General features: G+C 75.0%; 18 protein-coding genes. 5 read left to right on the top strand and 13 right to left on the bottom strand.

Translation table 11 applies throughout. The annotated features are described in order from the left end of the window. Positions 1-12: 12 nt before the first annotated feature. The gene (locus OF852_RS06380; protein ID WP_442908658.1) at positions 13-978 is read left to right on the top strand and encodes a putative F420-0 ABC transporter permease subunit; all 966 of its coding nucleotides are present in this window, start codon (positions 13-15) and stop codon (positions 976-978) included. Continuing rightward, positions 975-1,805, top strand: a complete 831-nt coding sequence (locus tag OF852_RS06385) for an ABC transporter ATP-binding protein (RefSeq protein WP_271120961.1) — start codon at positions 975-977, stop codon at positions 1,803-1,805. Before OF852_RS06380 ends, OF852_RS06385 begins: the two co-directional genes overlap by 4 nt. On the opposite strand, the gene OF852_RS06390 is transcribed toward OF852_RS06385, so the two are convergent. Genes OF852_RS06390 through OF852_RS06400 form a run of 3 tightly spaced genes read right to left on the bottom strand, consistent with a single transcriptional unit; the run spans position 1,780 to position 6,455 of the window. Beyond that, the gene (locus OF852_RS06390; protein WP_271120962.1) at positions 1,780-4,098 is read right to left on the bottom strand and encodes a transglutaminase family protein; all 2,319 of its coding nucleotides are present in this window, start codon (positions 4,096-4,098) and stop codon (positions 1,780-1,782) included. The genes OF852_RS06385 and OF852_RS06390 overlap by 26 nt on opposite strands. Then, a complete protein-coding gene (locus OF852_RS06395) occupies positions 4,085-5,422 on the bottom strand; it encodes a DUF58 domain-containing protein (protein ID WP_271120963.1) in 1,338 nt (445 codons plus the stop codon). Before OF852_RS06395 ends, OF852_RS06390 begins: the two co-directional genes overlap by 14 nt. Before the next feature lie 16 nt (positions 5,423-5,438). Then, positions 5,439-6,455, bottom strand: a complete 1,017-nt coding sequence (locus tag OF852_RS06400; RefSeq protein WP_271120964.1) for an AAA family ATPase — start codon at positions 6,453-6,455, stop codon at positions 5,439-5,441. Between the two features lie 82 nt (positions 6,456-6,537). On the opposite strand from OF852_RS06400, the gene OF852_RS06405 reads away from it, so the two are divergent. The 3 genes from OF852_RS06405 to OF852_RS06415 all read left to right on the top strand — a co-directional run bounded on the left by OF852_RS06405 (position 6,538) and on the right by OF852_RS06415 (position 9,552). Next, a complete protein-coding gene (locus tag OF852_RS06405) occupies positions 6,538-7,746 on the top strand; it encodes a MalY/PatB family protein (protein WP_271120965.1) in 1,209 nt (402 codons plus the stop codon). A gap of 95 nt (positions 7,747-7,841) precedes the next feature. After that, positions 7,842-8,606, top strand: a complete 765-nt coding sequence (locus OF852_RS06410) for an SDR family NAD(P)-dependent oxidoreductase (protein WP_271120966.1) — start codon at positions 7,842-7,844, stop codon at positions 8,604-8,606. 94 nt (positions 8,607-8,700) lie between these two features. Further along, positions 8,701-9,552: a helix-turn-helix transcriptional regulator gene (locus OF852_RS06415; RefSeq protein WP_271120967.1), complete on the top strand. Its 852-nt coding sequence runs from the start codon at positions 8,701-8,703 to the stop codon at positions 9,550-9,552. A gap of 301 nt (positions 9,553-9,853) precedes the next feature. Here OF852_RS06415 and OF852_RS06420 read toward each other — a convergent pair whose 3' ends face one another. The 10 genes from OF852_RS06420 to OF852_RS06465 form a co-directional block, all read right to left on the bottom strand. After that, entirely contained in the window at positions 9,854-10,621 is a 768-nt protein-coding gene (locus tag OF852_RS06420) for a coenzyme F420-0:L-glutamate ligase (protein WP_271120968.1), read from the bottom strand. Next, entirely contained in the window at positions 10,618-11,619 is a 1,002-nt protein-coding gene (locus OF852_RS06425) for a TIGR03557 family F420-dependent LLM class oxidoreductase (RefSeq protein WP_271120969.1), read from the bottom strand. Before OF852_RS06425 ends, OF852_RS06420 begins: the two co-directional genes overlap by 4 nt. Before the next feature lie 49 nt (positions 11,620-11,668). After that, positions 11,669-12,172 carry a hypothetical protein gene (locus OF852_RS06430; RefSeq protein ID WP_271120970.1) on the bottom strand — a complete coding sequence of 168 codons (504 nt, stop codon included), beginning with the start codon at positions 12,170-12,172 and terminating at the stop codon, positions 11,669-11,671. Between the two features lie 157 nt (positions 12,173-12,329). After that, positions 12,330-12,689: a hypothetical protein gene (locus OF852_RS06435; RefSeq protein ID WP_271120971.1), complete on the bottom strand. Its 360-nt coding sequence runs from the start codon at positions 12,687-12,689 to the stop codon at positions 12,330-12,332. Between the two features lie 12 nt (positions 12,690-12,701). Next, entirely contained in the window at positions 12,702-13,184 is a 483-nt protein-coding gene (locus OF852_RS06440; RefSeq protein WP_271120972.1) for a roadblock/LC7 domain-containing protein, read from the bottom strand. Next, positions 13,181-13,759 carry a GTP-binding protein gene (locus OF852_RS06445; RefSeq protein ID WP_271120973.1) on the bottom strand — a complete coding sequence of 193 codons (579 nt, stop codon included), beginning with the start codon at positions 13,757-13,759 and terminating at the stop codon, positions 13,181-13,183. The genes OF852_RS06440 and OF852_RS06445 overlap by 4 nt, the downstream gene beginning before the upstream one ends. Then, positions 13,759-14,529, bottom strand: a complete 771-nt coding sequence (locus OF852_RS06450) for a hypothetical protein (protein WP_271120974.1) — start codon at positions 14,527-14,529, stop codon at positions 13,759-13,761. The genes OF852_RS06445 and OF852_RS06450 overlap by 1 nt, the downstream gene beginning before the upstream one ends. 178 nt (positions 14,530-14,707) lie before the next feature. Continuing rightward, entirely contained in the window at positions 14,708-15,748 is a 1,041-nt protein-coding gene (fgd, locus tag OF852_RS06455) for a glucose-6-phosphate dehydrogenase (coenzyme-F420) (protein WP_271120975.1), read from the bottom strand. Between the two features lie 58 nt (positions 15,749-15,806). Then, positions 15,807-16,292: a pantetheine-phosphate adenylyltransferase gene (gene coaD / locus OF852_RS06460; protein WP_271120976.1), complete on the bottom strand. Its 486-nt coding sequence runs from the start codon at positions 16,290-16,292 to the stop codon at positions 15,807-15,809. Between the two features lie 79 nt (positions 16,293-16,371). Continuing rightward, positions 16,372-18,573, bottom strand: coding sequence for an ATP-dependent DNA helicase RecG (locus OF852_RS06465; RefSeq protein ID WP_271120977.1), 2,202 nt, complete (start codon positions 18,571-18,573; stop codon positions 16,372-16,374). Positions 18,574-18,629: the final 56 nt, after the last annotated feature.

The following is an 18,629-nucleotide window of genomic DNA, read 5'->3' on the forward strand; positions in this document are numbered from 1 at the left end:
CTGCTCGTCTCGATCGCGGTGTCGATCACGATCGGCGCCGCAGGTCTCAGCCTGGAGGAGGTCGGCGGCAGCGTCGCCGCGCACCTCACGGGGACGCCGAGCCCGCTCTCGCCGCTGCGCGACGGCATCGTCTGGGAGGTGCGCGTGCCGCGCGTGCTCACCGCCGCCGCGGTCGGCGCGGGTCTCGCGATCTGCGGCGCCGTCATGCAGGCGCTCACCCGGAACCAGCTCGCCGACCCCTACCTCCTCGGCCTCTCCTCGGGCGCCTCGCTCGGCGCCGTCGCGGTGCTCGTGCTCGGCATCTCGCTCGCCGGCGTCGCCGTGCTCCTGCCGATCGCGGCCTTCGCGGGGGCGGTGCTCGCGCTCCTCGCCACCCTCGGGCTGGCGGGCGCGCTCGGCGCGCTCACCCCGACGCGCATGGTGCTCGCGGGCGTCGCCGTCTCCGCCTTCGCGGGCGCGCTCACGAGCCTCGTCATCTTCTGGAGCGCGACCGGCGACGCCTACCGCGAGATCCTCGCCTGGCTGCTCGGCTCGCTCGCGGGCGCCCGCTGGCCCTCCGCGCTCGTCGCCGGCCTCGCGCTCCTCGCGGCCGGCATCCCGCTGCTCCTCTCGGCCCGGCGACTCGACGCCTTCGCCTTCGGGGATGCCGCGGCGGCCGCCCTCGGGGTGGGGGTGCAGGGCACGCGCTGGCTGCTCCTCGTGCTCGCGGCGCTGCTCACGGGGGCGCTCGTCTCGGTGAGCGGCGCGATCGGCTTCATCGGGCTCGTCGTGCCGCACGCGGTCCGGCTGCTCTCGGGGCCGGGGCATCGCGCGCTGCTGCCGCTCGCGGCGCTCGCGGGCGCGGTCGCGCTGCTCTGGGCGGATACGGCGGCGCGCGCCGCCTTCGAGCCGCGCGAGCTGCCGGTCGGCATCGTGACGGCGATCGCGGGCGCCCCGATCTTCGCGGCGCTCCTCGCGCGGCGCCGGAGCGAGGCATGAGCGCCGGGACGGACGCCGCGGGCGCGGGCGCCGCGGACGCCGGACTCGCGGTCGCCGGGCTCACGGCCGTGCGGCGCGGCCGCACGGTGCTCGACGACGTCGCGCTCGAGGCGCCCGCGGGCGGCGTGACCGCCCTCGTCGGGCCGAACGGCGCCGGCAAGTCGACGCTCATCCACGCGATCGCCGGCATCCTCCCCGCCCGGGGCACGGTGCGCCTCGCGGGCGAGGAGCTGCTCGGGATGCCGCGACGGGCCCGCGCGCGCCGGGTCGCGATCGTCGAGCAGGATGCGGCGACCGAGCTGCCGCTCACGGGGCGCGAGGTGGTCGCGCTCGGCCGGCTGCCCCACGAGGGCGTCCTCGGGCAGGATGCGGGGGCCGAGCAGGAGGTCGCGTCGGCGCTCGCGGCGGCCGGCGCCGCCGAGTTCGCGGACCGTCGCGTCACGGAGCTCTCGGGCGGCGAGCGCCAGCGCGTGCTGCTCGCCCGGGCGCTCGCGCAGCGGCCCCGCCTGCTCCTCCTCGACGAGCCGACCAACCACCTCGACGTGCGGGCGCAGCTCGCGATGCTCGAGCTGCTGCGCGCCCTCGCCGAGACCGGCACGACCGTCGTCGCGGCGCTCCACGATCTCGGGCTCGCCGCCGCCTGGGCCGACCGCGTGCTCGTGCTCGACGGCGGGCGCGCCGTCGCCGAGGGGCCGCCGGTCGAGACGCTCTCCCCGGAGCTCATCGCCCGCGTCTACGGGGTGCGCGCCGCCTGGAGCGCGAACCCGATCACGGGCGGCCCGCAGCTCGCCGTCGCGCCGCTCAGCCCCCGCCCCGGAGGCGCCTGAGCGGACCCGCGGGCGGCGGGCCGGCATCCCCCGACTCCGGCTCCTCGTCGCCGCGGAGGCGCCAGCGCGCGGGCGTGACGCGGTCCATGAGGCTCGCGGGCCAGAGGACGGCGCGGCGGCGCTCGGCCGCGGTGCCGAGCGCCGAGATGCCCCGGCGAGCGCCGTCGAGCGCCGCGACCGCCGCCCGCGCCTCGCGCGGCCCCGGTCGGGCGTAGGCCTCCGCCTCGACGAGCCGGCGGAGCTCGTCGAGCGGCGCCCGGTCGGCGACGACGGCGCCGGCGCGCAGCGCGAGCTCCTGCACGGTCTCCGAGTCCGGCGCCAGCCAGCCGAGGTCCCTCGCGCTCTCGCGCAGCTCCACCCAGAGCAGCGAGACCGGGCCCCGCCCGGCCAGCACCGTCGAGCGCCGCCGCTCTCGCCGGATCGCCCGGGCCGCGGCCGGGGCGAGGCCGATCGCGACGAGCAGCACGAGGGCGCCGACCGCGAGGAGCGGCGCGAGGGATGCGGCACGCGCGCCCTGCGCGACCGGGTCCTCCTCGGCGGGATCCGAGGGGAGGTCGCTGGGCCCGCCGCTCGCGTCCCGGGAGGGCTCCGGTGCCGCGCTCGGCTCGTCGGTGCGCTCGTCCTCGGGCGTCTCGGGGTCGTCGCTCGGGAGCGGCTGCGCGTAGTCGGGCACGTCGCCGCGGCTCGGGGTGGGCTCGAAGCGCACCCAGCCGATGCCGTCGAAGTAGAGCTCCGGCCAGGCGTGGAAGTCATGGGTCGAGACGACCTGGCGCCGCTCGCCGTCGACGACGAGCTCCCGGCCCGGCTGGAACCCGACCGCGACCCGAGCGGGGATGCCCAGGGTGCGCGCCATGACCGCCATCGCGGACGAGAAGTGCACGCAGTAGCCGGAGCGCTCCTCGAGGAACCGCTCGATCACCTGGGCGCCCGTGCCGTCGTAGCCGTCCTCGACGGGCGTGTCCTCGGAGTAGACGAAGTCCCCGCTCGTGAAGAACTGCTGGAGCGCGAGCGCCTGCTCGTAGTGCGTCTCGAGACCGTCCGCGACCTCGCGGGCGGTCGCGCCGATCACCGAGGGGATGCCGTCCGGCAGCTCCGTCAGCCGTTCGAGCCTCCGTGGGACGACCCGGCCGGCCGCGAGCAGCTCCCGGCGGCTGGGGAGCACCTCGAGGAAGGCGACCTCGTACTCCTGGGCGTCCGCGCCGGCGGCGCTCGAGCGGACCGACAGCCCCTCCGGCTCGAAGAACCAGTCGCCCTCGAGGCCGTCGACGCTCGTCGCCGGGTAGGGCACCGGCAGCCAGCGGCCGCCGATCTGCTCGATCGAGATCTGCGCCTCGAACTCCGCGCGGCGCACCGAGTCCTCGAGCCCCTGCGGCGTCGTGAACTCGTCGACCCGTCGCTGCTCGGCGCGCGGCACGTCGACGGGCGTCCAGGCGCGGCCCGAGAACTCGTCGAGCGTCGCGAGCCGCAGGTAGAGGCCGTCGCCCGTGGACGAGGTGTAGGTGAGGGCGCGCACCGCCTGCGCTCGGCGGAGGTCGTTCCCGAGCTCGATGATCGGGTTGACGCGCGTCTGGAGCCCGGTCGCGGCGCCGCCGCCGGAGGGCTCGACGGGCGGCAGCGCGACGGGCACGAGGAGCGCGCCGACGAGCGCGGTCGCCCCCAGGACCGCCCCGTCGCCGCGGGTCCGCCGCGGTCGACCGAGGCGGAGGAGCAGCAGCCACACGAGCGCGACGAGCAGGAAGATCGGCACGGAGGCGATCCCCGAGCGGATCGCGAGCGGCACGATCATCGGCAGCGCGAGCGGCGCCGCCGCGATCGCCCGCTGCCGGAGCGCGATCGCCGTGATGTCGGCCCAGACCGCCGTGAAGACGGCGAGCCCGGCGATGAGGAGCGCGATCCCCGCATCCGCCCGGGCCGGGATCCGCTGCTCGGCGATCGAGGCGCCGCCGCGCACCACGAGCTGCCGCATCGCCTCGAGCGTGTCGGGGGTCGGCACGACGCCGAGGATCGCGGTGCCCGGTGCGAAGACGAGCACGAGCATCGCGACGCCCGCGAGCGCACCCGCGAGCGGCGGGAGCCAGCGCCGCCGCTCCCGATCGCGCAGGAGGCCGCGCACCGCGGCCGCCGCGCCGAGCACCGCGAGCACCATGACGAGCGCCTGCAGCCACCAGCCGACGCCCTGCAGGAGCACGTGGAGCCCGCCGATGGAGGCCGCGATCCCGAGCGCGAGCAGGCCCGAGACGAGGAGCGGGCGGGGCTCGGTCGAGCGAGGCGCGCCCGGCTCAGCCGGCGCCACGGATCGTCCCCCAGCCGCTGTGGGCCGCGCGCCAGGCGTCCGCCGGATCGTCGTCGACATCCACCCGGATCACGAGCCAGCCGGCGTCCTGCAGCCGGCGCTCCGCCTCGAGCGCGTGCCGGGAGCGCTCGTCGCCCCAGCCGACCGCGAAGGCCACCGCGGCGTCCCCCGCCCGGCGCTGGCGCGCCATCCACTCGAGCACGGCGTCGCGCGGGTCGGCGAGCAGCGCGAACACCGGGCCGCCCGAGCCCGGGTCGAGCGGCGCCGGGCGCGCCTGGGGCTCCGCCCGGAGGAGGCGGATGTCGGCGAGGCTCCGGAGGAAGTCGACGTCGCGCCGCGCCCCGTCCGCGCGTTCGCCGATCGGCGCCGCCTGGGCCTCGGCCGACTCCGCGACGACGACCTCGAAGCCCGCGTCCGCGAGGTGCACGCCGAGGGAGGCCAGCATCCGCACCGCCCACTCGAAGCTCTCGCTCTGGACGCCGGGGCGGTCGAGATAGGCCGGCTCGTCCTCGAGGTCGTCGTAGCCGTCCAGGCGCGTGTCGACGAGGACGCGCGACTCGGGGTGGCTGCGCTGCTCCTCCTGCCGCACCATGAGCTCGCCGTGGCGGGCGGAGGCGCGCCAGTGCACGCGGCGCATCGCATCGCCCGGCCGGTACTCGCGCGTCGTGAGGTCGTCGTCGCTGCCGAAGACGCGTCGGTGCACGACCAGCGAGGCGCCCTCGCCCTGGGCGACGCTGAGCGAGCCGCCGGGCAGGTCGACGAGGTCCGGCACCACCACGAGCTCGTCGACGCCGCCGAGCGTCAGGACCGAGCGCGCGAGACCGAAGGGGTCGTCGTGCTCGAGGGCCAGCGGCCCGATCTCGAAGCGGCCGCGGCGGGGCGGGTGGAGGTCGTAGCCGGCGACCGCGAGCGCCGAGACCCGCGCGTCGGGGCGCGCGCCCGCGCCGCGCGGCTGCATCTCGGGGAGACGATGCGGGTCGGCGGACTCCGGCCACGGGAGGATGTCGTTCCAGGTCGCCTCCGTCGTCGGCGAGGCGGCGCGGTTGCGGAAGGCGAGGTGCACCCGCGCGAGGCGCCCCGCCGCGACGACCGGCGGGTCGAAGGCGCGCGTCACCTCGAGCACCGGCCGGCGCAGGCGCACCGAGAGGAGCGCCGCGAGCGCGAGCACGACCGGCAGGCAGCCCGCGATCACGAGCTCCTCGAAGCCGGTCAGATAGCCGCCGATGATCGTCAGCGCGCCGATCACGAGCAGGGCGCCGCCGCGGAGGGTCGGACGCAGCACGGCGGTGCGGTGCAGCCGCCGCCCGGGAGCCCGCTCCGGCATCCCGACCCGTCCCGTCTCAGCCGCCCGCGCCGAGCGGCACGGGCGTCGCCTGCACGATGCGGCGCACGATGTCGGCGAGGGCGTCCGCCCCGAAGGCCTGCGCGCCGCCCGCCGCGCGGAGGCCGACGAGGCGGTGCGCGAGCACCGGCACCGCGAGGTGGTCGAGGTCGTCGGGGAGCACGAAGTCGCGCCCCGCGAGCGCCGCCCGCGCCTTCGCCGCGCGCACCAGCTGGAGCGTCGCGCGGGGGCTCGCGCCGAGCCGCAGCTCGGGATCGCGGCGCGTCGCCGAGGCGAGGGCCACCGCGTACTGCTCGACGGCGGGGCTCACGAAGACGTGCTGCACGGCGACCACCATGTCGCGCAGCCGAGCGAGCCCGACGACCGGCCGGAGCGCATCGAGCGGGCTGCCGGTCTCGCGCTGGCGCAGCATCGCCACCTCGCTCGCCAGATCCGGGTAGCCCATCGAGATGCGCGCCATGAAGCGGTCGCGCTGCGCCTCGGGCAGGGCGTAGGTGCCCTCCATCTCGATCGGGTTCTGCGTCGCGATGACGAGGAAGGGGCGCGCGAGGTCGTGGCTCGTGCCGTCGACCGTCACCTGCCGCTCCTCCATGCTCTCGAGGAGCGCCGACTGCGTCTTCGGGCTCGCGCGGTTGATCTCGTCGCCGATGACGATGTTCGCGAAGACGGGACCCGGCTTGAACTCGAAGTCGCGGCGCTGCTGATCCCAGATGCTGACGCCCGTGATGTCGGCGGGCAGCAGGTCGGGGGTGAACTGGATGCGGGAGACGCTCGCGTCGATGCTCCGCGCGAGCGCCCGGGCCAGCATCGTCTTCCCCACGCCCGGGACGTCCTCGAGGAGGAGGTGCCCCTCCGCGAGCAGGACCGTCAGCGCGGTCTCGATCGCATCCCGCTTGCCGTCGATGACGGTCTCGACCGCCTCCACGATGCGGGCGGCGTCCTCGAGGAGGGCGGCGGGCGCGGGCGGCGAGGCCGGACCGGGCTGCGATGCCCGGGCGACGGGGCTGGGCTCCATCCGCCGAGTCTCGCACGACTTCCCTCGGCACGCCTGTGGATGCGTCGATCCGCGTGCCCCGACGCCGTGCCATGCTGGCGCCATGAGCTCCCCCGTGGTCGCCGAGCCGCTCGAGACCCTGCGCCGCCGGACGAGCGAGAAGTGGCGCGCCTACCCCGACGACGTCCTCCCGCTCTTCGTCGCCGAGATGGACTACCCGCTCGCGCCGCCCGTCAAGCGGGCGATGCTCGACCTCATCGAGCGCTCCGACACCGGCTACGTCAGCGACATGGCGCCGCTCGCGAGCGCCTTCGCCGGGTTCGCCGAGCGCCGCTACGGCTGGACGGTGGACCCCGCGATGGTCCGCTCGACCACGGATGTGAGCGTCGCGATCGTCGAGCTGCTGCGCGGGCTCACGGAGCCGGGTGACGGCGTCGTCATCATGCCGCCCGTCTACACGCCCTTCCCCTGGCTCGTCGAGGAGGCGGGCGCGCGCGTCGTCGAGGTGCCGCTGCGGCGGCCCGACGCCGCAGCCGCCGTCGACGGGGTCGTGCCCGCCGCCGCCTGGTCGATCGACCTCGACGGCGTCGAGGCGGCGCTCGCGGCGGGCGCTCGGGGGGTGCTGCTCTGCAGCCCCCACAACCCGCTCGGGCTGGTGCACCCGCGTGCCGTGCTCGAGCGCCTCGCCGAGATCGCCCGGGCCCACGGCGCCTTCGTCGTGAGCGACGAGATCCACGCCCCGCTCACGCATCACGGCGTCGAGTTCACGCCCTTCCTCGCCGTCTCCGACGCCGCGCGCGAGGTCGGCCTCGCGACGCCCTCGGCCTCCAAGGCCTTCAACCTCGCGGGCGTCAAGTGCGCGCTCATGGTCGCGGGCTCCGCGCGCGGCGCGGCCGTGCTCGACGCGCTGCCGATCGAGGTGACCTGGCGGGCGAGCCTCCTCGGCCGCGCCGCCTCGACCGCCGGATTCGCGGAGGGCGGCGAGTGGCTCGACGGCGTGCGCGAGGCGATCGCCGCGAGCCGCGACCGGCTCGTGGCCCTCATCGCCGAGCACCTCCCGGGGGCCGTGCTGCACTCGCCGGACGCCTCCTACCTCGGCTGGCTCGACCTGCGCGGCGCCGGCTTCGAGGACGACCCGGCCGAGCGCATCCTCGCCGAGGGCCGCGTGGCCCTCAACCGCGGCCTCGACTTCTCGACCGCGGGCCGCGAGGGCGAGGGCTTCGTGCGCGTCAACCTCGCGTGCTCGGCGGAGGTGCTCGAGGAGGCGGTCCGCCGGATCGCGGGGATGTCGCGGCCGGCGTCGCTCCCCTGAGCTCCGTCGAGCGGGGGATCCCCGATCCCCCGATCGACGCGGCCTGAACGCGGACCGCCGCGGGGCGCAGAGTGGAACCCGTCGAAAGGAACCCCATGACCTCCACCCGCATCTCCCTCATCACCGGCGGCAGCCGCGGCCTCGGCCGCGCGACCGCCATCGCGACCGCCCGCGCCGGCGGCGACGTCGTCATCACCTACCGCACGGGCGCCGCCGAGGCGTCCGAGGTCGTCGCCGAGGTGGAGGCGCTCGGCCGCCGCGCCGCCGCCCTGCCGCTCGACACGACCGACGCGGCCGGCATCCCCGCCTTCGTCGAGACGCTGCGCCGCACCCTCCGCGAGGGCTGGGGCCGGGAGGAGCTCGACGGCCTCGTCAACAATGCCGGCTTCCACGGCGCGACGACCCTCGGCGACACCGATCCGGCGACGATCGACGCGCTCTTCCAGGTGCACGTCAAGGGCGTCTACCTCCTCACCGAGGCGCTCGCGCCGATGCTCGCCGAGGGCGGGCGCATCGTGAACCTCTCCTCGGGGCTGGCGCGCTTCGTGAACCCCGGCGGGCACTCCGTCTACGCCGCCATGAAGGGCGCCGTCGAGGTGCTCACCCGCTACTGGGCGAGCGAGCTCGGCGCGCGCGGCATCACCGTCAACACGGTCGCGCCCGGCGCCACCGCGACCGACTTCGGCGGCGGCCAGATCCGCGACAACGCGCAGTACCGGGATGCGATCACCTCGGTCACCGCGCTCGGCCGCGTCGGCGAGGCGGAGGACATCGGCGGCGTCATCGCGACGCTCCTCACCGCCCCGGTCGGCTGGGTCACCGCCCAGCGCATCGAGGCCTCCGGCGGCGCCAAGATCTGACGCGCCCCGGCGCATCGGCGCCCGAGCGATGCCGGGGCCGGACGGGAGGATCGGCGATCCCTTGTCCGGCCCCGGCCCCAGGACGGAGACTGACATGGTGGACCGACCCCAGCTCGCCGACTTCCTCCGCACCCGCCGCGAGGCGCTGCAGCCCGAGGACGTCGGCATCCCCCGCGGCCCGCGCCGGCGGGCCGACGGCCTGCGCCGCGAGGAGGTCGCGCTGCTCAGCGGCATGTCGACCGACTACTACACGCGGCTCGAGCAGCAGCGCGGCCCCCAGCCCTCCGAGCAGATGCTCACCGCGATCGCGCGCGGGATGCGGCTCACGCTCGCCGAGCGCGACCACCTCTTCCGGCTCGCCGGCCACACCGCCCCCGCGCGCACCGGCGGCGGCGACCACATCGCCCCCGGGCTCATGCGGGTGCTCGACCGCCTGCAGGACACCCCGGCGCAGATCCTCTCCCCCGTCGGCGAGATCCTCGTGCAGACCCCACCCGCCGTCGCGCTCTTCGGCGACGCCTCGCGCTGGACGGGCCTCGGCCGCGCGACCGTGCACCGCTGGTTCCACGAGCCGGCCTCGCGCGACGTCTACCCCGCCGACGACCACGAGCTGCGCGGGCGGATCTTCGTCTCCGAGCTCCGCGCCGCCGCCGCGCGCGACGGCGAGCGCTCCCGGGCGGCCGAGCTCGTGCGCTCGCTCGCCGCATCGAGCGAGGAGTTCCGCACGATCTGGGCCGAGCACGAGGTCGCGCTGCCGCACGGCACCGAGAAGCGCCTGCAGCATCCCGAGCTCGGCGTCATGGAGCTGCAGTGCCAGAAGCTCCTCGACCCCGACCACGGCCAGCTGCTGCTCGTCTTCACGGCGACCCCCGGCTCCGAGTCGCACGAGAAGCTGCAGCTCCTCTCGGTGATCGGGCACCAGCAGTTCGAGCGCGCGCAGCCCTGAGCGCATCCCGCCCGATCTGCCCGCCTGCTGCCTGACACCTGCCCGCCTGACACCTGCCCGCTCCGTGAGGGGTCCCATATGACGGGTCTCGGCCTCCCGAACCCGTCATCTGGGCCCCCTCACGACGCAGGCCGCTCGTGACGGGGCACCGAGAGCCGAGCGCTCGGATGCCGTGAGGGGTCCCATACGACCGATTACGGCATCCAAGACCCGTCATTTGGGACCCCTCACGGCGCACGTTGCGCGCGGGGGCGGGGGCGGGGGGCGAGATCCGACCGTCGGAGCGCCGGCCGCAGCGCCCCTAGCGACCCTCGCGCTCGAGGCGGCGGCCGAGCTCGATCGCCTCGTCGGTGCCGAGGCGGAACAAATCGCGCTCGCCCAGCCGGGGGATGCTGCGCGCCCCCGGCAGCTCGAGCGGGCCGACCAGACGCCCGAGCCCGCGGACCACGGCGAGCGGCCGCCCGCCCGCCTTCCCCTTCACGAGGTCCGCGGCCCCCGCGATCTCGTCGGCGACCGCCGCCGCCGTGACCGCGAGCGGACGCCCGTGCTGGTCGACGCCGCCGCGGAGATCGTCGACCACCCGGAGCCCGGCCGCGCCGATCGCGATGTCGGTCTGCCCCTCGCGCCACGGCCGCCCCGAGGTGTCGCTGACGACGACCCCGAGCGGCACCCCGAAGCGCTTGCGCAGCGCCGCCGCGAGCGCCCGCGCCGAGGCGTCCGGGTCGAGCGGCAGCAGCAGCACCGTGCCCTCGGGCGTGTTCGAGGCGTCGACGCCGGCCGCCGCCATGACGAGCCCGAGACGGTTCTCGACGATGCGGGTCACCCCGCCCGGATGCTCTCGCGAGGCGACGACGCGCACCGTCTCGGCGGTGATCGCGGCCTCGCGATCGGCGGCCTCGACGAGGCGCCCCTCCGCCTTCGAGACGATCTTCGAGGTGACGGCGAGGATGTCGCCCGCCTCGAGCCCCTCGCCGGCGAGCGCGTCGCCGAGGATGCCGGCCAGCGCATCCCCGCCCCGGATCTCGGGGATGCCGTCGACCGCCCAGACGGTCAGCCGCGCGGGCGTCATCGGCGCAGCCCCGGCAGCACCTCGCGCCCGAAGGCCTCGATGAAGCGCGCCTGGTCGCGGCCGACGTCGTGGAGGAAGATCCGGTCGAAGCCGAGATCGAGGAACGACTGGATGCGGGCCCGGTGCGCGTCGAGGTCCTCGCTCACGAGGAGGGAGGGCTCGAAGTCCTCGATCCGCACCAGCCGGCTGATCTGCTCGAACTCGTGGGGCGAGCGGATGTCGCTCTTGCCGAAGCGCATGCCGCCGTTCGGCCACTCCCGCAGCGCGTTCGCCCGCGCCTCCTCGAGCGTCGGCGCCCAGGAGAGGTGGAGCTGGAGCACCGTCGTCATCTCGCTCGCATCCCGCCCCGCCTCGCGGGCGCCCTCCGCGAAGCGCTGGAGGAGGCGGGCGACGCTCTCGACGCCGGCGCCGACGGTGATGAGGCCGTCGACCGTGCGGCCCGCGCGGCGGGCGGTGACGGGCCCCGCGGTCGCGACGAGGATCTCGGGCGGAGTCTCGGGCATCGTCCACAGCCGCGTCGACTCGAGCCGGAAGTGCGCTCCCTCGTGCTTCACGTCGCGCCCCGCGAGCCCTGCCGCGAAGAGCTTCCGGATGATCTCGACCGCCTCGAACATCCGGTCGATGCGGGCCGGCGCCTCCGGCCAGTACTGGCCGGTGACGTGCTCGTTGAGCGCCTCGCCCGAGCCGATGCCGAGCAGATGCCGCCCCGGGTACATGGCGGCGAGGGTCGCGGAGGCCTGCGCGACGACCGCGGGATGCAGTCGGTAGCCGGGCGTCGTGACGCCCGTCACGAGGTCGTGGCCGGTGGTCTGGCCGAGGGCGCTCAGCACGTTCCAGACGAAGCCCGCCTGGCCCTGCGCGGGCACCCATGGCTGGAAGTGGTCGGTCGCCATGACGCCTGAGAAGCCGTGCTGCTCCGCGAGCGCGGCGCTCGCGAGCACCTCGTTCGGGTGGAACTGCTCGAGCGGGGCGGCGTAGCCGATGACGGGATGAGCCATAGGTCGATCTAAGCGGAGCGCGGCGCCGTCCACCGGCTCGGATCGGGGATCAGGCCGCCGCGTCCCCGCTCGCGAGCTCGCGCGCGCGCCGCCGGATGAGCCGCAGCACGATGAGAAGCGGCACGACGCCGAACACCCCGAAGGACATGTCGACCAGCTGCCAGCCGAGCGGGATGCCGCGCACGGCCCCGGCGATCAGCGCGAGCGGGATCACCCCGGCGCACGCGATCATGCCGGAGACGATGACCCACACGTTGCGGACGGGGTCGATGAGCGCCCCGACGAAGAACACCGCGATGACGAGGTGCGCGAAGGCGAGCCAGTCGGTGCCGTAGGCGAGGTAGGGGTAGTCGGCGTTCGTCGCGATGATCGCGTCTCGCACGCGCTCGACCCACTCGACGAGCCCCGGCACGAGGTCGGGGGCGGGGGTGGCGTGGAGCAGATCGGCGAGCAGCCGCAGCTCCCACTCGAGGGGGAACGCGGTGATGCCGCTCGCGACGAGCGCGAGCACGAAGAAGACCAGCCAGGCACGGATCCAGCCGAGGGTGCTCACGGTGTCAGTATCGCGAAACCGCAGCGCCGCCGGGCCGGAGTGTCTCGCCCGCGAGCCATCGCCGCCCCGCCCGCCGACGCGGAGACGGGCGGCGCGGAGCCGTCGGGACTCCACGCCGCCCGTCGTCCGAGCGGAGTGCGGCGATGCCGCGCGAGGACTACAGCGCGAGCTGGCCGTCGATCTCCTTGGTCTTGATGCGCGCGAGCGCGAGGTTCGCCTTCGGCCGGTCGAGCACGAGGTAGATGAAGACCTCGGGGTTGCCGGCGTGCGGGCGGATGATGTGGAACTGGGTCGAGAGCGTGATGAGGATGTCCTCGATCGAGTCGGTGAGGCCGAGCGACCTCGCGGTCTTGAGCTTGGCGCGCACGACCTCGGTGTTGCCGGCGGCCGCGACCTCGAGGTCGATGCCGGAGCCCACGCCGCCGAGCAGCATGCCGGAGCCGCTGTCGACGAGGGCGGCGGCCATGGCGCCGTCGAGGGCGAGGAGGGAGTCGAGCGACTCGGAGATGCTGGACATGTCGGGTGTTCCTTAGCTGTTCTGGGTGGGGTCGTGGTGCTGCAGGAGCGGGGCCCCCGCAGCGGATTCGGAGGCCGGCCCGTCGCCGGTCTGGGCCCCCGTCCGGGGCAGCGCCGTCATGCGCTGCGCGGAGATCTTGGTGGCGGCGAGCGCCTTGCCGAGCGTCTCGTCGGTGTCGAAGAGCGCCGCGAGCACGACCGTCTGGCCGGGCACGCGCCGCTGGATGACATGGCCCTCGCCCGCGGCGATGACCACGTACTCGGCGTCGCCGATGCTGAGCTCGCGGACGACCGCCTCGCTCAGCGCCTGCATGGCGCTCGCCATGCTCGCGAAGCGCCCGCCGTCGGTGCCGCCCGCGCGGACCTGCGCGATGAGGAAGCCGTCGTCGGTGAGCAGCGAGCCGTAGACGAGCGCGCGGCTGTCCTCGGCGAGGCCCGCGAGGACCGCCTCGGCGTGCGCGACGACGGCCGGGTCGCGATGGAGCGCGTCGCTCATGCCGCACCTCCCGCGGGTCGGGTCGATCGCGGCGCGAGCATCGCGCGGATCTCGATGTTCGCGATGAGGGTCATGAGCATGGTGCGCATCTGGTCCTGGTCTCTCGGGTCGACGGTGTACACCGGGACCACGAGCTCGGGGCGGCGCAGGCGGAGCGCCGCCGAGTAGTCGTCGAGGGGCGGACCCAGCTCGAGGTCGGACCGCGTGACGCCGATGACGACGCCGCCGCGCGCATCCAGCTCGGCGAACTCGTCGAGGTACTCGATCATCTGGTCGATGGAGTCGGGGGCGTCGTTGTGGACGAGCAGGATGAGCCCGCGGGCGCGCTCCTTGAGGATCGACCACATGAAGTCGAAGCGCTTCTGGCCGGGCACGCCGTAGAGGCGGACCTTGTCCTCCTCGTCGAGCGTGATCTCGCCGTAGTCGAGCGCGACCGTCGTGGTCGCCTTGTCGGCGGTCTCGCGGTCGGTGTTGCCGGCCTCCGTGCGGACCATCTCGATCTCGCTGAGCGCCTCGACGGCGGTCGTCTTGCCGGCGCCCATGGGACCGGCGAAGAGGATGACGTGCTCGGCCATCAGCGATCACGCCCCAGCCGTGCGCGGAGTCGCCCCCACAGGCTCGGCCGGCTCGCATCCTCGGCGTTCACGAGGAGCGCGGCAGGCGCCTGCTGCACGGCGGAGACATCGGCGGCGCCCATGAGCGTGAAGGCGGTGACGATGCGCGCGGCGTCGGAGATCGTGGTGCCGGCGGCGGTCGCGAGCTCCGAGAGCGACAGGTGCCCGGTGACGAGCGCCGCCGTCATGCGGAGGTAGTCGTCGCGGTGCGGCAGCTCGGTGAAGTTCGGCCAGCGCACGACGCGATAGCGGTCGCCGCCGCGCAGCCAGGGCGCGGGGCCGCCGCCGAACGCGGTGATGCCGATCATCCAGAGCAGCGTGTCGAGCCGTTGGCGCGGGAGGCCGGTGAGGGCGACGGATGCCGCCTCCGGCACGAGGGCGACGGCGCGCTCCGGGCGGATCGGGAAGCGGTTCAGCGGCGTCGCCCAGTAGAAGGCGCCCTGGCGGAAGTCGATGAGGATCGCGCCGAGGTCGTCGACCTCGAGCTGCAGCAGCTCGGCGCCGGCGGCGCGGGCGTCGTGGATCGCGACGGCGGCCGTCGTCCAGCCCGCCGAGGTCTGCACCCCGAAGCTGTGCGCGGGGCCGGTCGGCATGGCGGCGTCGAACGCCGCGGGCGTCGGCATGGCCGAGTAGACGCGGCCGGCGGGGGCCGCGACGGGCATCGTGTACGCCGGGCCGGATGGCGCGGGCGCCGCGGTCCCGGTCGTCGGGCCGTGGCCGACGGCCGTCATCGTCGCGCTCCGAGGCGCGCACGCTCGGGTGCGTGCATGGTGGTGTCCCCCAAATCGACGCCGCCATCGGTCTCGCGACGGGTCATCGCGTGGTGGTGCCGTCGTCTACTCTCGCGTGAGGACAGACGAACCGGTATACCCCGTTCGGGGCTCACCGTCCGCCAGGGCTGACGACGTCTCAGCTCAGGGCGCGCAGGCGCGGCGCCAGATCCCGCTCGAAGAGCTCCAGGAAGCGGCGCTGATCCTGCCCCGGCGCGTGGAACACGAGGTGGTTCAGCCCCGCCTCCACGTAGGGCCGGATGCCCTCCACGACCTCGTCGGGATCGCTGCCCACGATCCAGCGCGAGGCGATCTGCTCGATCGGGAGCGCATCCGCCGCCCGCTCCATCTCGACGGGGTCGGTGATGTCGTGCTTCTGCTCCTTCGAGAGCGCGAGCGGCGACCAGAAGCGCGTGCTCTCCAGCGCCCGCTTGTGGTCGGTGTCGTACGAGAGCTTGATCTCGATCATGCGGTCGATGGATGCGGCATCGCGCTCCCCCGCGGCCGCGCCCTCCGCGACCGCCGGCAGCAGCTTCTCCGTGTAGAGCTCCATGCCCTTGCCGGAGGTGCAGATGAAGCCGTCGCCCGCGCGGCCCGCGTACTTCGCGACGACCGGGCCGCCCGCCGCGATGTAGACGGGGATGCCGCCGTCGGGCACGTCGTAGATGGAGGCGTCGTGCGTCGAGTAGTAGTCGCCCTCGAAGCTCACCCGGTCGCCCGTCCACAGCGCGCGCATGAGGCGCACCGCCTCCCGCAGGCGCGCGAAGCGCTCCTTGAACTCGGGCCACTCCTGCGAGCCCGCGCCGCGGAACCCGGTCGCGATCTCGTTGAGCGCCTCCCCCGTGCCGACGCCGAGGAAGACGCGCTCGGGGTACAGGCAGCCCATCGTCGCGAAGGCCTGCGCGACGACCGCCGGGTTGTAGCGGAAGGTCGGGGTCATGACGGAGGTGCCGAGGCGGATGCGCTCCGTCCGCTCGCCGACCGCCGCCATCCAGGCGAGCGAGAAGGGCGCGTGACCGCCCTCGTGGCGCCAGGGCTGGAAGTGGTCGCTCACCGCCACCGACTCCATGCCGTGAGCCTCCGCGGCGACCGCGATCTCGACGAGCTCGCGCGGATCGAACTGCTCGGCGGAGGCCTTGTAGCCGAGGGTGAGGGCGGGGGCGGCGGCGCTGGCGGTCATGCGCCCATCCTCCCCCGTGGATGCGGGGGCGCGCTGGGCGGGCCGGGTGAACGGGTCGCTAGCGCTCCGACTGCAGGAAGTCCGCGACCGCCCGCGGCACGTACGGCGACACGTCGCCGCCGAGGGAGGCGACCTGCCGCACCAGCGAGGAGCTCACGTGCGCGTGCGCCGGGTCGGGGAGCATGAAGACCGTCTCGACGCCCGCGAGGTTGCGGTTCACGATCGCCATCGGGGTCTCGTAGGCGACGTCCACCTGCGAGCGGATGCCCTTCACGAGCACGCTGGCCCCGACATCCGTGCAGTAGTCGACGAGCAGGCCGACGCTCCAGCTCGTCACCGAGATCCTCCCGGGCAGCTTCGCGTCGGCGATGGCGTCCTGGATGAGGGAGACGCGCTGCGCGATCGGCAGCAGCGCCGTCTTGCCCGGGTTGTGGACGACGAGCACGTGCAGCTCGTCGAAGATGCGGGCGGCGCGCTCGATGACATCGAGGTGCCCGAGGGTGACGGGGTCGAAGGAACCGGGGACGACGGCGATCCTGCTCACCTGCGCAAGCCTAGCGAGGCGGTGCGCACATGTCGCGGCCCCGGCGGCTCATCGCGCCGCCGGCGAGCACTGACCGGCCTCAGCTCTTCGCGAGGAAGGCCCGCTCGGACTCGTCGAGGCGTCGCGCGAGCGCCTCGCGGAGCGCCGGGTGGAGGCTGAGCTCCGGGTCCTCCTCCAGGACTCCGGCCGCGAGCTCCCGCGCCTGGCCGATGAGCTCGCCGTCCTTCACCACCCGCAGGAACCGGAGCGAGGAGCGCCCGCCCGACTGCGCATCCCCGAGCACGTCGCCCTCGCGACGCAGCTCGAGGTCGACCTCCGCGAGCTCGAAGCCGTCGAGCGTCGCCGCGACCGCCTCCACCCGCTCGCGCGCCACCGTCTCCTGCTCGGCACGCGTCACGAAGAGGCACAGCCCCGGGACGCCGCCCCGGCCGACCCGCCCGCGGAGCTGGTGCAGCTGCGAGACCCCGAAGCGGTCGGCGTCGAGCACGACCATGGTCGAGGCGTTCGGCACGTCGACCCCGACCTCGATGACGGTCGTCGCGACGAGCACGTCGATCGAGGCGTCCGCGAAGGCGCGCATCGTCGCCTCCTTCTCCTCCGAGCTCATGCGCCCGTGCAGCGGCTCGACGCGGCGGCCGGCCAGCGCGGGATGCGAGCGCACGTACTCGAGGACGCTCAGCACCGCCGCCCCCGGCTCCCTCGCCGCCGACTCCCCGCCCTCGCCGTCGGCGGGCGCGCCGTCGAGCTCCGGGTCCGGCGCGTCCCTCTGGTCGATCGCGGGGCACACGATGAAGGCCTGCCGACCCTGGGCGAGCTCCTCCGCCATCCGCGCCCAGATCCGCGGCTCCCAACCCGGGGCGTCCGCGAGCGGCACGACGTGCGAGGCGATCGGCGAGCGGCCCTTCGGCAGCTCGGTGATGGTGGAGGTGTCGAGGTCGCCGAACACCGTCATCGCGACCGTGCGCGGGATGGGCGTCGCCGTGAGCACGAGCACGTGCGGCGAGCCGCCCTTCAGGCGGAGCGCCTCGCGCTGGTCGACGCCGAAGCGGTGCTGCTCGTCGACGACGACGAGGCCGAGCTCGGCGAAGGAGACCTGCTCGCCGAGGAGCGCGTGCGTGCCGACCACGATCGACGCGGAGCCGGAGGCCGCCGCGAGGAGCGCCTTGCGTCGCTCGGCGGCGGGCAGCTGCCCCGTCAGGAGCACGGGGCGCAGGCGCGCGGCGAGCTCCGGGCCGAGCGAGGCGACGATGGAGCGATGGTGCTGGGCCGCGAGCACCTCCGTCGGCGCGAGCAGCGCCGACTGCCCGCCGGAGTCCGCGACCGCGAGCATCGCCCGCAGCGCGACGAGCGTCTTGCCGGAGCCGACCTCCCCCTGCACGAGACGGTTCATGGGCACGCCGCTCGCGAGATCTCGCTCGATCTCCTCCCCCACGAGCCGCTGGTCGCCCGTGAGCTCGAAGGGCAGCGCCGCATCGAACCCGGTCGAGAGGGCGCCCGGCACGCGCGCGGGCGTCGGGGCGGCCCGGTGCTCGGCGCGGCGGCGCAGCAGCGCCGTCTGGAGCACGAAGGCCTCCTGGAAGCGGAGCGCATCGCGCGCGGCGAAGACCTCGGCGTCTTTCCTCGGCCGGTGCAGCTGCTCGAGCGCGCGCCGGAAGGAGACGAGCCGCCGCTCGCCGCGGATCGCGTCCGGCACCGGGTCGGCGAGCTCGGGCAGCGTGTCGAGCACGACCTGGACCGCCTGCGCGACCTTCCAGCTCGGGATCGTCGAGGTCGCCGGGTAGATCGGCACCGGCTGCTCCGCCCAGGCTTTCGCCGAGGGGTCGTCGAGCGAGCCGCCCTCGGCGAGGGCCGCCTGGCGCACATCCCCCTCGTCGAAGAGCTCGTAGTCGGGGTGCGCGAGCTGCCGCTGACCGCGGTAGTCGCCGACCTTGCCGGCGAAGACCCCGCGCACGCCCGGCTGCAGCTCCTTCTCGCGCCACGCCTGGTTGAAGAAGGTGAGCGTGAGGATGCCGCGGCCGTCGCCGATCTCGACCTCGAGGATCGAGCCGCGCCGCTGCCGCATGGTGCGGGAGGCGACCTTGCGCACCTCCGCGACGATCGTCACGGCCTCCCCGATGGCGAGCTCGTCGATCGCGGTCAGCTCGCCGCGCTTCGCGTAGCGCCGTGGGGCGTGCGCGAGCAGGTCGCCAACCGTCCGCATCCCGAAGGCGCGCTCGAAGGCGGAGGCCGTGCGCCCGCCGAGCGCGCTCTGCAGCTTCGCGTCGAGGGGTCCGGGTTCCACGCTCCGAGGCTACCCGCGCCCGCCGACGGTTCTCCCCCTTCGCCAGAGACATGTCT

Source organism: Homoserinibacter sp. YIM 151385 (genome assembly GCF_027912415.1).
GTDB lineage: Bacteria > Actinomycetota > Actinomycetes > Actinomycetales > Microbacteriaceae > Schumannella.

Coding starts and splice junctions, on each gene's coding strand:
- OF852_RS06385 (WP_271120961.1), top strand. CDS start 975: ATGAGCGCCGGGACGGACGCCGCGGGCGCGGGCGCCGCGGACGCCGGA.
- OF852_RS06395 (WP_271120963.1), bottom strand. CDS start 5,422: ATGCCGGAGCGGGCTCCCGGGCGGCGGCTGCACCGCACCGCCGTGCTG.
- OF852_RS06400 (WP_271120964.1), bottom strand. CDS start 6,455: ATGGAGCCCAGCCCCGTCGCCCGGGCATCGCAGCCCGGTCCGGCCTCG.
- OF852_RS06405 (WP_271120965.1), top strand. CDS start 6,538: ATGAGCTCCCCCGTGGTCGCCGAGCCGCTCGAGACCCTGCGCCGCCGG.
- OF852_RS06410 (WP_271120966.1), top strand. CDS start 7,842: ATGACCTCCACCCGCATCTCCCTCATCACCGGCGGCAGCCGCGGCCTC.
- OF852_RS06415 (WP_271120967.1), top strand. CDS start 8,701: ATGGTGGACCGACCCCAGCTCGCCGACTTCCTCCGCACCCGCCGCGAG.
- OF852_RS06420 (WP_271120968.1), bottom strand. CDS start 10,621: ATGACGCCCGCGCGGCTGACCGTCTGGGCGGTCGACGGCATCCCCGAG.
- OF852_RS06425 (WP_271120969.1), bottom strand. CDS start 11,619: ATGGCTCATCCCGTCATCGGCTACGCCGCCCCGCTCGAGCAGTTCCAC.
- OF852_RS06435 (WP_271120971.1), bottom strand. CDS start 12,689: ATGTCCAGCATCTCCGAGTCGCTCGACTCCCTCCTCGCCCTCGACGGC.
- OF852_RS06440 (WP_271120972.1), bottom strand. CDS start 13,184: ATGAGCGACGCGCTCCATCGCGACCCGGCCGTCGTCGCGCACGCCGAG.
- OF852_RS06445 (WP_271120973.1), bottom strand. CDS start 13,759: ATGGCCGAGCACGTCATCCTCTTCGCCGGTCCCATGGGCGCCGGCAAG.
- OF852_RS06450 (WP_271120974.1), bottom strand. CDS start 14,529: ATGACGGCCGTCGGCCACGGCCCGACGACCGGGACCGCGGCGCCCGCG.
- fgd (WP_271120975.1), bottom strand. CDS start 15,748: ATGACCGCCAGCGCCGCCGCCCCCGCCCTCACCCTCGGCTACAAGGCC.